The sequence below is a fragment of the Paenibacillus sp. JGP012 genome, from assembly GCF_014203995.1.
In the GTDB taxonomy this organism is placed as follows: Bacteria; Bacillota; Bacilli; order Paenibacillales; family Paenibacillaceae; genus Paenibacillus; species Paenibacillus silvae.
On the sequence record NZ_JACHKG010000004.1, the window covers coordinates 127,292 to 141,301 of the forward strand.

Here is a 14,010-nt window from a genome sequence, read left to right on the forward strand (position 1 = left end):
CTGTTTTCTCTTGAAACGGGAAATGGAGGCTTTGTTGTGCAGCTTATGTAAAGAGAAGGAGACGCATAGGCGTATATTCGTTTTCTTAAAAATAGATATATTTTTCAAAGTAAGAGGTATGATTTTTTAAGTATTTGGTTGATGTACATAACAAGATCGGTGATATAATGGAGTAGTAAATGGAATTCTTTGTAAAATTTGATTGGAGGATGTCTGTTTTTGCATGTATGAAAAAAAGGCAGACAGAGGTGCTATTATTTGTGGAAGGGAGGAACTTCACTTTATATTGTAAGGGCTTTCAATTAGGGGTGCAGCTAAATAGCTGTACTGCAAGGTGAGTGCACGTTTTGAAATCCAATGTTAAAGGAGAATGATATTGATGAATAAACGCCTGTCCCGTATTTTGAGTCTTTCCATCACAGCTGCACTTTTGGTTCCAACGATGGCATCGGCAGCTGAAACAAGTGAAGGTACTGCTCCGGCCGCCATTCAAGCCACGGTTGATCAGGGTACAGTAAACACTGCAGATATTACAGGTCAGAATGCGCTGGCCAACACTCCGGTTGTGCCTGCACCACCCGGGTATGACGGCTATCGGAACAACATTCCGCATGGAAACACGAATCTGATTACGTATTATTCCACGACTGTTGGCAATGCAAGAAAGGCAATGGTGTACACGCCGCCTGGTTATACGCCAAACAAAAAGTATAATGTTTTGTACCTCCTGCATGGTATTGGCGGAGATGAGTACGAATGGGTTAATGCGATGAAACCGAAGAACATTCTGGACAACCTGTATTCAGAAGGCAAGCTGTCCGATATGATTGTGGTTATGCCGAATGGCCGTGCGATGAAGGATGACCGCCCGATAGGTGACATTTATGCACCGGATAAGGTTGCCGCGTTTGAACGGTTCGAGCAGGATCTGCTCAAGGACCTCATCCCTCATATCGAAGCTAACTATCCGGTGTACAAGGATAAGAACAATCGTGCGCTTGCCGGTCTGTCCATGGGTGGCGGACAATCTCTCAACTTTGGATTGAAGAATCTGGATACGTTCGCTTATGTGGGTGCCTTCTCGGCAGCACCAAATACGAAGCCTGTGAACCAATTGATCACGAATCCTGGACAGGCAGCCAGCAAACTGAAATTGCTCTGGATTTCCTGCGGAGGAAGTGATGGTCTGTTGTGGGTGAGCCAGAACTTTAAAAATGGTCTCAGCAGTATGAACGTTCCACACATCTGGTATCAAGATGTAGGCGGACATGAGCCGAAAGTTTGGAATAGCGGATTGTATCAATTCTCTCAACGTATTTTCAAATAAGTACACTTTATTCCATCCAAAAGGAATCATCCATAGACCACGTTCAGTGACGAAGTGAGTCGGATGAGCAGCAGCCTCAGTTCTGTTTGATACAGAATCTGAGGCTTTTGTGTTATACAGCAATTTGAAGCAGGTTCAAATAAGAAGGAGAGATATTATAATATATATAAGTTGAACTATTTATTTACACGTGAACGGAGAGGACGGAAAAAACCTGAAAAAGCGGAGCGGTCGCCTTTATCACCGGATTTTTCCCTTTGGGAAAAGGGAATAGAAAAAAAATCTGGGGATAACAGCGATTGGAAGGTTGTTCTGTCATCGGAGTGGATGGTGTAAAATCTTTAGTTCAACTTATATAGAATGAAGAGTACATAGCGTTGGGAAGAAAGGGAGGAATGAGATGATATATTACAGGGGCGCTTTCCGTGAAACAGACAATGTAATCTATTTCAAAAGTGAGGTGCCGTTGGCCGAAAATGATGTCATTTTGCTGGGGGAGAAAAAATATTTTGTTGAAAGTGTAGAGAAGGAGTTTGTGCTCTTACAGCGAGTCGGATCAATTATTACCGTGCAATTGCCGACATAACAATCCTCCGGGGTACGCCGCTGCACATGTTCTGGCTGACGGTTCCCCCCCGGAGGGTATTTGATCGATTAGTTCAATTTAGTAGATTTCCAGTTCATTGATTCGAACATATCCGGCTTGATGCGAAGGCCCTTTTCTGCACACAATTTTTATTTTGGAAGTGTTGATCGGACTAAAGCTATGTGAGCGGTATACGTTGGTGTTGTTTGTAATCTTCACAAGTGATACCCAGTTTGAACCGTTCCAGTATTCCACATCATAATCCGACAGCACATAACCTTGACTTGTGTACAGATCAACTTTACTTACCTGTTTGCTCTGCCCAAGATCGAGGGTTACGTTCTGTGGTAGAGCTGTGTTGGCATTGTTTGCCCAACTGGAAGCACCGCCAAGAGCCGTGCTGCGATCACCGTCATTGATTCTGGCTGTAGAGTATCCGCTGAAGGTGGAGTCTGCTGTTATGGTTGCAGTGCGCGCAAGGTTAGGGCTGCCATAGATTTCGAGCTCATTAATTCGAACATAACCTGGTTGGTGACTCGGCCCTTTGCGAGCAACGACACGAACCTTGGTTGTGTCTACAGCATTAAATGTATGGGAACGCATCAGTTCCTGGTTACCTGTAATCTGAACCAGATTCACCCAGGTTGAGCCATTCCAATATTGCAGGTCGTAATCCGCAAGCGCATAACCCTGGGAAGTGTACAGATCAATGCGGTTAATCGTTTGCGCTGTCTGCATATCTACAACTACATATTGAGGCAAGGGTGTGTTGCGATTATTGGCCCAGCTGTAGCTCTCGCCAAGAGATGTATTACGGTCACCGTCGTTGATCCGGGAAGCGGAGTAGCCCGGGAAGGTTGAATCTACCGTTATGGATGCATTCCGTGCCAGATTGGTTCCGGTGCCAGGATTGGTTGAAGGGTTCTTCACCAGTTTGACCAGATTCCATCGCAGTTCAAACAGCTTGAAGGATTTATTCAGTACAGCCCCTTCCCCCTTTACAAGTGCGTCGATGGTTAGTGACATGGTACTTGGTACATCGTTGCTGCTTGTCCATTTGCCCGTTCCCTCAATGCCCGCAAAAACACTCAGCTCCAGTATCTTTTTGCCAACGAGCTTCAGGCCCACTTCAGCTTTGGCGCCTGCCCATGCTGTAATCTGTCCTTCGATCTTATGTGTGACCGTCAGATATCGATCCACACTGCTGTATGGTTTGATCTGGATCGGGACAAATGCAACTGTTTTTCCCTTGACACCTGCCGTAACGGTGTAGCCTTGATCGACCTGAAATTCAAATGTAACGTTTCCGTCAACACCGATGACGAGGAATACCCCGACAGAAACCGAGCCCAGCTTGCCCGCGTCAACATTGAATCCCATGATGGGGACTTTAACTTCTTTCTTGAATTTGGCTTCGCCTTTTAGATAAATATTGGCTTTCTCACCTGCCGTGAATTTAAGGTCATAATTGCCTAAAGCTTTGTATTTACCTGTGATTTTAGGTGTGATTAATGTGAGCTTGCCGCCAGCTTCGACAAAGACCTTGTTGCCGTTTGCATTTTGCTGGTTAACGAGCACTTTCTTGAAATCACAGATGAACTCATTCCCGGATTTGCGGCAATTGGCAAAATCATTGCTTGCTGTCGCTTGCATGACCTCGTTCAATTGAATGGCCTCGGCATCATCTGAATCCGTTTTCGTTTCAAAAGACAAAGACTCATTTTGGAACTCGTCAAAATTTTCGGTTTCGGTTGGATCGGTGACCGAAGAGTCGATCTGAATTTGCTTAATTGATGTAGAGGCGGCTTGCTCCGATTCAAAGGCTAATGTCTCAGCTTCTGTTGACTGAATCAGACCTGGTTCATCCAGAACCATATCGGGATCGGGTATGACGATGTTGCGCTCCTCCAAAGAAACTTCCTGCTCGGGGATGTCGTAATAATCGAACAGTTCCTCTACGCCTGGTGTGGTGTATTCAATCAATGTTCCATCCGAGCTGCGGCTGGCGCTGGTTATTTTGATCGCACGAGCCGTATCTTCATCAAGGAAAATTTGCCCTGGAGACAGACTGGAGGTTAATGGCTCCGCCTCGTTGGACGTGAGCAGCAGGCTGCCCTTCTCTTCAACATTTTCAAAAACGTTATCAACTACAGGCAATTTTTGCGAGATGACTGAGGGCATAGGAAGGTTAGACTTGAGCTGGTACTCGACTTGTTCGAACTGTCCTGAGGATTGAAAAGGATTAATAATGGATGCGCCATCTTCGCTAACATTAAACGAAATTCGGAAATAGACCTCAGTGCTTGGTGTGTTTATATTACTATTGCCAGCCCAGATCCAGTGTGCGCTCGTGTCGTCTGGTATGCCTGCGATCTGATTCCATGGCGAGGCGCCATATCGGCCGAAATCGCTGGCTCTTGACCAGGCAGAGTCATCGAATTTGGGATCTTCCCAGCCGCTAACGTAATGCTCGGACACTTTCCAGTTCATATCCGTGACGATACTGTCTTCCATATAACGAAGATCAGCGAGGAACCCGGCGTAGCTGCCCCAATCCGTCGCTTTGACTGCAACAACGTTATTCCCTGACTGGATCGGTACCGGGAAGGTATAGGCTTTGGACCAATCGTTCCCCGTGCCAATCGTTTTTCCGTTAACATATAAAGTGAATTCATTATCTGCTGTTATTGTGATGGTTGATTCGTTGTTAGATGCACTGTAAACATGTGAAGGCCAAATTCCTGTGAGCATAGGAAGCAATAGAGAGAGAACTAGAATAGATACCCAGGACTTCTTGAATGCGGCGTACAAGTTTTGCATACTATTTTCCTCCCAGAAAATAAAGTAGTTTGCAGATAAACAGAAGTTCAAGGAAGCATGGTAAAAATGAGGCGTCTTACCTCTTCGTAAATGGAATATATTTCCTCCTTTCGAGACTATAATAAGGTAAAAAAAATCAATTTAACAACATTTATTTACAGTAATCGAACAAAAGATCGAAAGGGAGAATCCGTTCGTATTTTCCGCTAATACGAGGGCCTCATAAAGCTCATGTGTTTTTCAATGGTACGTGCACTTCTGGGCCCCTGCCCACATACAATAGATCGACCCTGTTCCCTTGTGTGCTCAGGCCAGATCGTTGTAAAACTGCAGGAGGTGTCATCTGTGCCCGGATTGTTTACCGCAATAGCCCTGTTCATTAAAGAGTTAACGTTACTTGTCTCGTATGTCAAAAACAATGCGTTTCCCCAGCCGCTTGCTGAGGATGACGAAGCCAAACACCTGCGCCTTATGGCAGAAGGCAATGCCCATTCGCGCAATCTGCTTATTGAACACAATCTGCGCCTGGTGGCGCATATCGTCAAGAAGTTTGACAATACCGGCGAAGATCAGGAGGACCTGATTTCAATTGGAACCATCGGTCTGATCAAAGCCATCGAGAGCTTCCAGCAAGGAAAAGGCACAAAGCTGGCTACTTTTGCGGCGAGATGTATTGAAAACGAAATCCTGATGCATTTGCGTTCCCTGAAGAAAACACGCAAAGACGTATCTCTGCATGACCCCATTGGCACGGATAAAGAGGGGAATGAAATTACGTTAATTGATATCCTCGGCACCGAAGCCGATGATGTGGTAGATCGTGTGCAGCTGAAAATTGAGAAAAGCAAAATTTATCGCAATCTGGATATACTCGATGATCGGGAGAAGGAAGTCGTGATCGGCCGCTTTGGCCTGGAGGCTGGCGGAGAGGAGCGCACCCAGCGCGAGATTGCCAAGGAACTGGGCATTTCACGCAGTTATGTATCTCGGATCGAGAAGCGGGCGTTAATGAAGCTGTACCATGAGTTTTATAAGCAGAAATAGATGTGAATTGTATATGCACCAAAAGAACAAGAGTGCTGATCCCTGATCCCACTAAGAGCTGCAGCTGCTAATATCCCAGGCGCTAAGGTCGATTGGGATCAAAAGACAAAGATAGCTAGACTGGACACAAAGAAATAATCCCAAGCGATTGGTAATATAAAAGGCCCTATCAGCAATTTGCTGGCAGGGCCTTGTTTTTATTTTAAATTAGCTACTGCGTATTTGGCTTCTTCCTTAGTAAATTTCTCACCGTAATCCGATATCAACTGATCGTAGATAGCGGAATCAGACATGCTCATTGATTCAGCGTAAGTTTGAGCTTTTTTTAAAGCTGCTTCTTTCCAATCAAATTGAATGTTATCAATGGCGTATTGAGCAGCTTCTTTAGGGAAGTTCTCGCCATACTCAGATGTCAATTGATCGTAAACACCAGCTTTGGACATGTTCATAACTTCCGCATAAGTAATTGCTTTATCTAATGCTGCTTTATATTCTCTAGGCACGCTGTTTGCCTCAGCTTCCTTTTTAGCTAATTCTGCTGCTGCGGTATCGTCTTTAGCTTTTTGTTCTTCAGCAGTCCTTTTATCGGATGCAGCTTTCTCTTTTTCAGCGGCAGTTTGTTCTGCAGATGCGGTTTCAGCTTTAGGCTGAGCCGTTACTTCGGATGCTGTCGCGTTGGGCTTGGCTTCCTTGTCACCCATATTACTGATTGCTCCAACTACAACTATGATCCCGAGCCAGAACCACCACTTCTTATAAATTGGTTTCTTTTCCAGGTATTTCCTCCTATGTAATAGATAGTAATAGTCTATCAGACCTAGGAAAATGTTTCTATATATTTATTTGAAAACTCACAAAATGAGTTACTATAGGACTAAATCCGATAGCATCGATAAAAAGACACAGCTGGCATAAAGTCGGCAGTGATTTTTTGTATTATTTTGTATATATATAGTTATTATATGCGTATTTATATACATATATAAGTTTTGTTAGTATATTGTGTATCTAAAATGTAATTAGGAGATGAAAGAATGTTATTAAAAAAAGTCGTGAGTGCCCTACTATCATTATCTTTACTGGTAGGAGTAGCTGGTATTCAAGTTTATGCTGAAGCATCCGATGAAAGTGCTAAAGTAGACCAAACATCCTCAGCCACAAATTCAGAGCAAGATGTAACGACGATTACATATCAAGATTATGATGTGATTCCCGCTGAAGGATTATCAAATAACTATTTGAGTGAAGATCAACTAGCAGAGTCAAAGGTTGCTGGATTGGCTGCTGGAGTGTATTTCATACCAGGGATAGGCGAAGTAGCTTTATTAGTTACAGGAGGTGTAGTTATAGCAGGTGCTACATACTACGCTGGATCAGTTGTTTATAATAAAGTTAAGGCTTATTTGTCATCTAAGGATGCTGCTGATGCAGAGATCGCTGCTGAAGCTGCGTATAAGGAAGCTAAGAAAAACGGTACAAAAACGGGAACTCATGAAGATAAGTACCCACCATTTAACAATCTACTAACAAAAGGGAAACCTCGCTCTTCAGAAGATCTTTATGACTCAAAAGGCTTGAAACAACGTAGATATTATGATAGTAATGGAAATGCAGATGAAGATATTGATTATGATCACTCTAACGCAGATGGATCACATACTTTTCCACATAGACATAAGTGGATTAATGGAGTGAGGTCTAAGTAAAAATGTATAACAAACAAACCTACGAGCAGATTATTGAGTTTATCCAGCAACACAGAGAAATAGAGTTTGAATATGAAAACAAACAGTATGCGTTCCTTGCTGTTAAGGATGGTTTTGTTCTGGTGTGTGATAATAAAACTCAAGGTCCGGTCTTTGTAGACTATGAAGAAATGGTCAAAGAAAGCAGAATTAATGGACATACTTTTTTGGATTTGTTTAAAAGCGAAGAGTTAACTATAACTGCGGTACTGTGATCAGATTTAATATCTAAAATGAAAATTATCCATACCTTTACCCTAGTCTTTAGACTGGGGCTTTTTTCTTGTTGAATAACGAACATACATTCGCATATAATAACAAAAAAAGCAAACAAATGTTCTATTTATGGAGGGGTGAACATGCCAGTAAAATACTTGGGTTGGTTAGTCGAAATCATTTATCAAGATCAGTCGGGAAAGATCACGAAGCGCCGCATCCAGATTAAAAGTATTCGGTCCGGAATGATCAAAGCAGATGATTTGTTGTCTGGCCAGCCACGTATTTTCCGTGAATCAGGACTGCTGGCATGGCATCCAATCAAGACAGCAGAGAAAGGGGCATAAAGACGTTGACTGATTACCAGTGCAAAGTTCTGCGGATTTTATACAACTACAAAAGTGGCCGCCGCCGATTTCCTACGGTGCATGAGCTGACGGTAAAGACGGGGAAATATAAACCTGATGTCATGGCTGCATTGGACGCCCTTGTCTCTGCCAATTACATACAATGGGATGACAAGACAGACACGGTCAACATCGTGATTCTGGAGGGCTGGGAGCGGGAATCTGAGAAGCCACAGCTTCCCGTGTCACCACAGACGATTAAACCTGCTAACGCGGATTACTGGACACAATATTGAGGGGGAATGAACTGTGGCAAGCAAATTGACTGGAAACGGAGTTTTCGAGGGATCACGCATAATTCTGCCAGAACATCGTGAGGCATATCTTCAGGAAATGAGTGTACAGGAGAAGAGGGGCAAGCCGGTGTTGGACGAACAGGAGATGCAGCTTATCGAGGAAGCCATTTTTGAATCTTACCAGGAACGCCACTCTGTTACGCTTACGGTATTCAATCCTTTTGATGATGAAGAGATAAAAGGCGTTGTAGCATCGATCGACAGGCAGAGCAGGAGAGTCAAGCTTGTGCGCGGCGCTGAGGATTACAGTTGGATACAGATCGAAGAAATTATAAATGCGAGCATATAATAACACAGAGGATTTGAACAGCATAATCCACAATAGCACTATGTCTATAATGAACATGTTATTGAAATTACGTTAATTGATATCCTCGATACCTAAGCAAATGATTATGTTTCTCGAACGGCGTTAATGAAGCTGTACCATGAGTTCTATAAGCAGAAAAAAATGTGAATTGTAGAGATGCATAAGATCAGAAGGGCGGCCTTTCGTTATGAAGGAGGGCGGTCCTTTTTTCGTATATGAATGTAGTGAGACAGACTCATCACGTCAGGAGCTTTTCCCATAAATACTATTTCGGGATCAAGCCCCTGAGACGCTGGAGCGGATTGATGCACAGGTGAACAAATGGAGCTATTTTGATATATCGGGTCATGGATTTGCTTTAAAAAGAACGAAGATGTAACAGGAAATACATACGTGCGTTTACGCGATGTAACGCAAAGCGAAAACAGAGCAATCTCTGAATCTCTGATATGCTCCTTCCGTGGGTGCGTATCTCCTAAGCCTGCGCACCCATGGCTGTGTACACACCTAGTCGGGCAAGACGGGTAAGCTGCAAAGCCATATGATGGGGAGAGTAAACTTTGTTGTTTTCAAGCCATCGATGAATGATTCCGCTGGTGGAGAAGCTGAGATAATCCAGTAAAATGTCCAGCGGTACCTGAACCTTTTGATTGATTCCGATTCGGGTTATTCGTTGAAAAAAATGAGCTTTAATCATCTCATTCAACCTTGTACTGAAATTGCCAACAGGATTGATCAGCAGCATGACCCGGTAGAACTCATCATGCTCAAAGATGTGTTCAAACAAGACCGCAAAGATCGGGTCAGGCTCGGCAAATGAGGGAACCTCATCGATGGCAGCACAGCGTTCCTTGAGCACATCGTCCAGCAACTGGAATTTCTCATTTACAATGGTATCCAGCAAATCCTCCTTGTCTATAAAGTGGGCATAGAACGTTGAGCGGTTGATGTTGGCTTGTTCTGCGATGTCTACCACACTGATGTCCGAGTAATTTCGCTTTGCCATTATGGTCAAAAAGGCTTCGGAGATCATGACACGAGTTCTGTGAATTCTTCGGTCCATGCTTCGGGATTCATTCACTTGTAATCACCTCGAATACAACAAATTGGGATGGATTGTTGGTTAAACAACACCGGTAAGAACCGTATTGAGTGCATCCATGGGAATGTGCTTACAATCCAGCCACCTTCAAATGAAGCTGAATTGTAGTTTATTTTGACGTTGCCCAACAGATCAAGGATTTGTGTTCGGTAACCGTCAAAACGGGAATGATTGATTGTTGCGCTCCAATGGATATTAGCTATGATAAACAATAAAACATAGCAAATCAATCGGAAAAATAAAATTTGATTAAGGGGTGACATTTTGAGGGGAGACACTTTCATATCCAGTCTGGAGGATGGACGACGTGTCTGGCTGGAAGGGCAGCAGGTCAGGAATATTTCCGAGCATGCGGCTTTTAAAGGCACACTGTCTACCATCAGGCAGCTGTTTAACATGCTGGATGATCCTGTGCATCGGGAGCAAGTGGGCTATGCTCCTGATGGACAGGAGCGATATGCACACAGCTCATTTCTCGTTCCGTACACAGCAGCCGAGCTGAACAAGCGCAGTCAGTCCTTTGCGGTCTGGTCTTCTTGTACCAGCGGCATGATGAGTCGGTTATCTGACTATGCCCGTTCCCTAGTCACCGGGTGGTATGCTGCCCGGCACGAATTATCCGAACTGGACCCGCGATTCGTGGACAAAATCAGTACCTATTACCACGAGGCCAGAGACCGAGATCTCTTTCTGACGACAGCGATCATTGATCCCCAGATTGATCGTTCCAACGGGCTGGATGATGAGCGAATTGCAGAACGATTTCTCCATGTGGTGAAGGAAACTTCGGAAGGCATTGTGGTCAGGGGAGCCAAAATGATTGCGACGGGTGCACCGTATACACATGATTTTCTCATCTTTTCGTTCCTGCAATTCCAGACCAGACATCAGAAACATGCTCATGTCTTGATCGTCCCCGCGAATTCACCAGGACTGCATATTGTGTGCAGGGAGTCGTTTGCTGATGCCAGAGAACGCAACCATCCACTCAGTGCACGTTACGATGAGATGGATGCCGTCCTTTTTTTCGATGATGTCCTGATTCCTTGGGAAAGGGTGCTTCTCTACGGAGATTCGGGCAAGGTGCTGAAACTTCGCGGGAACCGTACGGCCAATGGACTGGCTTTCCACCAAAATGTTGTGCGCTTTGTAGCCAAGCTGGAATTTGTTACAGGGGTGGCTTTTGCGGTAGCCGAGTCGATTGGTGTAACCGGATTTCTGCATATTCAAGAGAAACTGGGGGAGCTGCTGACACAGATTGACGTGATCAAGGCACTGATTATTGCAGCGGAGGCCAAAGCCGTGCCTGATGCGGCAGGCGTGCTCGTTCCTGATCTAACGTATGTGGAGACGGCGCGAAATTTGGGAACCAAATATTATCCACGGGCTGTCGAGATACTTCAACAAGTTGGTGCAGGTGGCTTTGTTCAGACTCCTTCCGGAATTGAGGACTTCTACGGTCCGATATCCGAACTTATGCATTTGTATTTTGAAGGTGCTGCAGTAAGTGCCGAGAAAAAAGTGGAGCTGTTCAAGCTGGCCTGGGATCTCATCGGCAGTCCGCTCGGTGCTAGACATCTGTTATATGAAAAATTTTATGCAGGTGATCCGATCCGTGGTCTTGCATCCCATTACGTTCGGCATGACAAATCGTCGTTAACAGCTCCTGTTTGGAAGCTGATTCAAGAGAAAAGTTAGAGCAGAGCTAGAGCAGAATAGCCATCATATGAGCAGGAGGAGAGAACAAATGGAATTGTTTTGGTTTATCCCGACACATGGGGACGGAAGATTTCTGGGCACCCGAGAAGGCGCCAGGGCAGTGACCTATCACTATTGCAAGCAGGTAGCACAAGCCGCTGATGAGCTTGGGTTTGCAGGGGTGCTGCTGCCTACGGGCAAATCATGTGAAGACGCCTGGATCGTTGCTTCCTCGCTGGTGTCGGTAACGGACAAGCTGAAATTTCTGGTCGCTGCGCGTCCAGGGCTGATGCTGCCTACCACGGCGGCACGAATGGCGAGCACATTGGACCGCTTTTCCAAAGGAAGACTGCTGATCAATGTCGTAGCCGGAGGTGACCCGATCGAGCTTGAGGGAGACGGGGTATTCCTGGATCATGATGAGCGCTACGCATTAACAGATGAATTTCTAACGATATGGCGCAAGGAACTGGCTGGCGAAGAAGTCGATTTTGACGGCAAATATTTAAAAGTCCACGGCGGAGCGGTTCTGTATCCGACCATTCAGAAGCCTTATCCTCCGCTTTATTTTGGAGGCTCCTCTGATGCAGCCATGGAGGTGGCGGCCGAGCATGTGGATGTATACCTGACTTGGGGTGAGCCGCCTGACCAGGTAGAGGCCAAAGTCAATCGAATGCGAGAGCTCGCTGCCAAAAAGGGAAGGAGTCTGCGCTTCGGCATCCGACTTCATGTAATCGTCCGTCCAACCGCAGAAGAAGCCTGGCAGGCCGCGAATGACCTGATCGCTCATCTGGATGAAGAGACCATCGCTTCAGCCCAGAAGATCTATGCTCGCATGGATTCTGTTGGTCAACAGCGAATGGCCAGTCTGCATAACGGGGATCGTTCCAATCTGGAGATCAGCCCGAATCTGTGGGCAGGCATTGGGCTGGTCAGAGGCGGTGCCGGTACAGCGCTTGTAGGCGATCCCGACCAGGTTGCAGAGAGAATGAGAGAGTACGAGGCATTGGGCATTGAAACCTTCATTATGTCGGGGTACCCGCATCTGGAAGAAGCCTACCGCACTGCCGAGCTGTTGTTTCCGAAGCTGAATTATGCACAATACGGGAACAACGGCGAACGGTCATTTATCAGTCCTTTTGGTGAGATGATTGCCAATAATACTCTTCCTGATCATGTGGTAAAAGCGCCTGCGGCTTCCAAATGATGCCGTCTGCTTTTTACGATATCTCTATTGAAAACATCATATTCTGGCCGATTAGACGAACTAAAGGCACCTCACATGTATAGGTTGAAGGTGTCTTTTTTGTTGCATTCCGCTCCAGTAGAGAGGGCCTTGGCCCTTGACTATAATTCATTCCATTGAAGAGGTGATTGAACATGTCTATGCAATTTGCGTATTGGGTTCCTAATGTAAGTGGGGGTCTGGTTATCTCGAACATCCCGCAAAAAACAGGCTGGTCATTTGAGGATAACGCAAGGTATGCCAGAATCGCAGAAGAAGCAGGCTTTGATTATGCTTTATTGCAAACCAGATTTATGGCCAGCTATGGGGCTGAAAATCAACTGGAAGCCATTGCTCTTGCCTCCGCACTCGCGGTGGTTACAGATCGCTTGAAACTGATAGCGGCCATATTGCCAGGATTATGGCATCCCGGTCCAGTAGCGAAAGCGATCACGACGATTGATCATATCAGCCAAGGACGGGTTGCCGTAAATATTGTCAGCGGCTGGTTCAAGGGTGAATTTCATGGATTCGGGGAACCGTGGCTGGACCATAACGAGCGTTATCGGCGCTCCGAAGAGTTCATCCGTGTGCTGAAGGAGCTGTGGACGCAAGACCAAGCCAATCACCAGGGTGACTTTTACCGTATTCATGAAGCGCCACACAAACCCAAACCGGTTGTACTTCCCCCCGTATTTCAGGGAGGAAATTCGGCGGCTGCACGCGACATGGCTGCACGAGTCTCGGATTGGTATTTCATGAACGGGAATAACATCGATGGTTTCCGTACCCAGATCGAAGATGTGACCGAGCGGGCTGCGTCCTATAACCGCAAGCTGAGATTCGGAGTCAATGCATTTGCCATCGTGCGGGATACGGAAGAAGAAGCAGTGGAGGTACTGCGTCAGATTATTCGATATGCTGACCCCGAGGCCGTGGAGGGCTTTCGCAGTCAGGTCCAATTTGCAGGCAAAGCGTCCCCTGAACAGGAGGGAATGTGGGCGAATTCCAATTTTGATGATCTGGTGCAATATAATGACGGGTTCAAAACAGGCTTGATTGGTACCCCCGAACAGGTGGCAGACCGCATCATTGCGTTGAAAAAGATCGGAGTAGACCTCGTTCTTATCGGCTTTCTTCATTACGATGAGGATATTCAGGCTTTCGGTGAGAAGGTCATCCCGCTGGTTAAAGAGAAGGAGGCTGCGCTGAGCCGGGTTACGGCTACCTGAGC

The 14,010-nt window shown here is 45.7% G+C and carries 14 protein-coding genes; 11 read left to right on the forward strand and 3 right to left on the reverse strand.

Annotated elements, in window-relative coordinates:
- Nucleotides 1-379 precede the first annotated feature (379 nt).
- Together HNR77_RS07135 and HNR77_RS07140 are read left to right on the forward strand one after the other, a co-directional pair.
- The gene (locus tag HNR77_RS07135) at nt 380-1,327 is read left to right on the forward strand and encodes an alpha/beta hydrolase (RefSeq protein ID WP_184182106.1); all 948 of its coding nucleotides are present in this window, start codon (nt 380-382) and stop codon (nt 1,325-1,327) included.
- 400 nt (nt 1,328-1,727) lie between these two features.
- Nucleotides 1,728-1,913 (forward strand): hypothetical protein, encoded by a 186-nt coding sequence (locus HNR77_RS07140; RefSeq protein WP_111268316.1) that lies wholly within the window; start codon nt 1,728-1,730, stop codon nt 1,911-1,913.
- Nucleotides 1,914-1,991: 78 nt separating this feature from the next.
- Here HNR77_RS07140 and HNR77_RS07145 read toward each other — a convergent pair whose 3' ends face one another.
- The gene (locus tag HNR77_RS07145) at nt 1,992-4,733 is read right to left on the reverse strand and encodes a discoidin domain-containing protein (RefSeq protein WP_184182108.1); all 2,742 of its coding nucleotides are present in this window, start codon (nt 4,731-4,733) and stop codon (nt 1,992-1,994) included.
- Nucleotides 4,734-5,078: 345 nt separating this feature from the next.
- On the opposite strand from HNR77_RS07145, the gene sigK reads away from it, so the two are divergent.
- Entirely contained in the window at nt 5,079-5,777 is a 699-nt protein-coding gene (gene sigK / locus HNR77_RS07150) for an RNA polymerase sporulation sigma factor SigK (RefSeq protein WP_090915017.1), read from the forward strand.
- Nucleotides 5,778-5,974: 197 nt separating this feature from the next.
- Here the strand turns inward: sigK and HNR77_RS07155 are convergent, their stop codons facing one another.
- Nucleotides 5,975-6,478, reverse strand: coding sequence for an Ltp family lipoprotein (locus HNR77_RS07155; RefSeq protein WP_184182110.1), 504 nt, complete (start codon nt 6,476-6,478; stop codon nt 5,975-5,977).
- Nucleotides 6,479-6,811: 333 nt separating this feature from the next.
- On the opposite strand from HNR77_RS07155, the gene HNR77_RS07160 reads away from it, so the two are divergent.
- The 5 genes from HNR77_RS07160 (at nt 6,812) to HNR77_RS07180 (ending at nt 8,730) form a co-directional block, all read left to right on the forward strand.
- A complete protein-coding gene (locus HNR77_RS07160) occupies nt 6,812-7,483 on the forward strand; it encodes a hypothetical protein (protein ID WP_184182112.1) in 672 nt (223 codons plus the stop codon).
- Between the two features lie 2 nt (nt 7,484-7,485).
- On the forward strand, nt 7,486-7,737 hold the full coding sequence (locus HNR77_RS07165) for a hypothetical protein (RefSeq protein ID WP_184182114.1): 252 nt from the start codon (nt 7,486-7,488) through the stop codon (nt 7,735-7,737).
- A gap of 144 nt (nt 7,738-7,881) precedes the next feature.
- The gene (locus HNR77_RS07170; RefSeq protein ID WP_184182116.1) at nt 7,882-8,085 is read left to right on the forward strand and encodes a hypothetical protein; all 204 of its coding nucleotides are present in this window, start codon (nt 7,882-7,884) and stop codon (nt 8,083-8,085) included.
- Nucleotides 8,086-8,090: 5 nt separating this feature from the next.
- On the forward strand, nt 8,091-8,381 hold the full coding sequence (locus HNR77_RS07175) for a hypothetical protein (RefSeq protein ID WP_184182118.1): 291 nt from the start codon (nt 8,091-8,093) through the stop codon (nt 8,379-8,381).
- A 13-nt stretch (nt 8,382-8,394) separates the two neighbouring features.
- Nucleotides 8,395-8,730 (forward strand): YolD-like family protein, encoded by a 336-nt coding sequence (locus HNR77_RS07180; RefSeq protein WP_184182120.1) that lies wholly within the window; start codon nt 8,395-8,397, stop codon nt 8,728-8,730.
- A gap of 496 nt (nt 8,731-9,226) precedes the next feature.
- On the opposite strand, the gene HNR77_RS07185 is transcribed toward HNR77_RS07180, so the two are convergent.
- Nucleotides 9,227-9,814 carry a TetR/AcrR family transcriptional regulator gene (locus tag HNR77_RS07185; protein ID WP_221443735.1) on the reverse strand — a complete coding sequence of 196 codons (588 nt, stop codon included), beginning with the start codon at nt 9,812-9,814 and terminating at the stop codon, nt 9,227-9,229.
- Nucleotides 9,815-10,117: 303 nt separating this feature from the next.
- Between HNR77_RS07185 and HNR77_RS07190 the strand changes: the two genes are divergently transcribed.
- The 3 genes from HNR77_RS07190 (at nt 10,118) to sfnG (ending at nt 14,008) form a co-directional block, all read left to right on the forward strand.
- Nucleotides 10,118-11,551, forward strand: a complete 1,434-nt coding sequence (locus HNR77_RS07190) for a 4-hydroxyphenylacetate 3-hydroxylase family protein (RefSeq protein ID WP_184182124.1) — start codon at nt 10,118-10,120, stop codon at nt 11,549-11,551.
- Nucleotides 11,552-11,600: 49 nt separating this feature from the next.
- Nucleotides 11,601-12,758, forward strand: coding sequence for an FMNH2-dependent alkanesulfonate monooxygenase (gene ssuD, locus HNR77_RS07195; protein ID WP_184182125.1), 1,158 nt, complete (start codon nt 11,601-11,603; stop codon nt 12,756-12,758).
- Nucleotides 12,759-12,931: 173 nt separating this feature from the next.
- Nucleotides 12,932-14,008 carry a dimethylsulfone monooxygenase SfnG gene (sfnG, locus tag HNR77_RS07200; protein ID WP_184182127.1) on the forward strand — a complete coding sequence of 359 codons (1,077 nt, stop codon included), beginning with the start codon at nt 12,932-12,934 and terminating at the stop codon, nt 14,006-14,008.
- The last annotated feature ends 2 nt before the right edge of the window (nt 14,009-14,010 follow it).

Bases quoted from the DNA above. Each gene is read 5' to 3' on its own strand.
- HNR77_RS07135 (WP_184182106.1), top strand. From the start codon at position 380: ATGAATAAACGCCTGTCCCGTATTTTGAGTCTTTCCATCACAGCTGCA.
- HNR77_RS07140 (WP_111268316.1), top strand. From the start codon at position 1,728: ATGATATATTACAGGGGCGCTTTCCGTGAAACAGACAATGTAATCTAT.
- HNR77_RS07145 (WP_184182108.1), bottom strand. From the start codon at position 4,733: ATGCAAAACTTGTACGCCGCATTCAAGAAGTCCTGGGTATCTATTCTA.
- HNR77_RS07155 (WP_184182110.1), bottom strand. From the start codon at position 6,478: ATGGGTGACAAGGAAGCCAAGCCCAACGCGACAGCATCCGAAGTAACG.
- HNR77_RS07160 (WP_184182112.1), top strand. From the start codon at position 6,812: ATGTTATTAAAAAAAGTCGTGAGTGCCCTACTATCATTATCTTTACTG.
- HNR77_RS07165 (WP_184182114.1), top strand. From the start codon at position 7,486: ATGTATAACAAACAAACCTACGAGCAGATTATTGAGTTTATCCAGCAA.
- HNR77_RS07170 (WP_184182116.1), top strand. From the start codon at position 7,882: ATGCCAGTAAAATACTTGGGTTGGTTAGTCGAAATCATTTATCAAGAT.
- HNR77_RS07185 (WP_221443735.1), bottom strand. From the start codon at position 9,814: ATGGACCGAAGAATTCACAGAACTCGTGTCATGATCTCCGAAGCCTTT.
- ssuD (WP_184182125.1), top strand. From the start codon at position 11,601: ATGGAATTGTTTTGGTTTATCCCGACACATGGGGACGGAAGATTTCTG.
- sfnG (WP_184182127.1), top strand. From the start codon at position 12,932: ATGTCTATGCAATTTGCGTATTGGGTTCCTAATGTAAGTGGGGGTCTG.